This window comes from Luteibacter sp. P4_D7_3 (assembly GCF_056401735.1).
Genome location: NZ_JBFUIT010000593.1, coordinates 1 through 1,144 on the forward strand (window position 1 = coordinate 1; position 1,144 = coordinate 1,144).

General features: G+C 65.8%; 1 protein-coding gene and 1 pseudogene. Both read right to left on the reverse strand.

Annotation, left to right across the window (positions count from 1 at the left end; all coding sequences use genetic code 11):
- The coding region (locus AC1DSN_RS22980) for an FUSC family membrane protein (RefSeq protein WP_477333191.1) at window positions 1–845 on the reverse strand (845 nt) is incomplete at its 3' end.
- Window positions 846–849: 4 nt separating this feature from the next.
- A pseudogene (locus AC1DSN_RS22985) lies at window positions 850–1,144 on the reverse strand (elongation factor P-like protein YeiP); the annotation flags it as partial.

Here is a 1,144-nt window from a genome sequence, read left to right on the forward strand (position 1 = left end):
CGTTGCGGCGGCTCCGCCGCGTCGAGGGCGTCCGCGGTGGCGGTGAGAACGCGGGCGGCATCATTGCGGAACATCTCGCCCATGCTTTCGCGCTTCACTTCGAGCTCGGCCATGGCGACCAGCTCCAGGCGAATGCGCTCCGCAAGCTCGAGCAGCACGCGAAAGGCTTCCATCGCACGTCCGTGTGCGTGGTGGCGGCCGAGCAGGGTGAGCTGCAGGGCGTTCATGGCATCGGTGATGCCGGGAGCTTCGCCATCCTTGTGCGGCTTGCGCGCGAGATCGGCGAGCCCGCGATACACCAGGGCGAGCGCGGCCCGTTCCGGCCGATAGCGTTGCAGCGGCCATGCCGCGATGGAGAACACCGCCAGAAGCATGCCGCCGGCGAAAATCAGGCCGCCGCCGGAGAGTGCACCGCGGACGTCTTGTGGCGTGGCGGCCGTGATCACCAACAGCAGCATGCTGGTCATGCCCACCCGAGCGATGTCCGCACCGAAGACGACGAGCAGGCCACCGAAGAAACCGCACAGCGCGCAGGCGACGCACATCGGTAGCACGTCGTCGCCGATCAGGAAGCCGACCAGCGAAGCGACGCCAGCTGCCAGCGCCGCCAGGAAGAGACGGTTGAGGCGTTGCTGGTACGGACCGGGCTGGTCCGAGAACATCGTGTCCAGCGCACCGGCGGCGATGCCGATGCCGACCTGCGGGTACCCGGTGTACATGCCCGCGGCAAGCGGCAACACCACCGCAGCAGTGTTGCGCAGTGCGACCCGCATGGGAACATCGGGCCGCTTCGTCCGAATCAACGTGTCGATGACGCTGGCGCGGAACGAATAGCTCTTGGTCATGCGATCACGAAGCGCGGCCCGCAAACTCGCCGGTAAGCGTATTCACCGTCACCTTCTCTCCGTTGGTGATGTATTCGGGAACCTGCACTTCGATGCCGGTCTGCAGCTTGGCCGGCTTATTGCGCTTGGTGGCGCTGGAGCCCTTCAGCTCCGGAGCCGTATCGATCACGGACAGGACGACCGACGTCGGAACCTGCAGGCCGACCGGTGCTTCGTCGATCACCTGCACGTAGTAGCCCTCAATATCTTCTACGACATAGCCGGCGTTCTCGCCGACCACATCGGGACCGAGCGTGTAC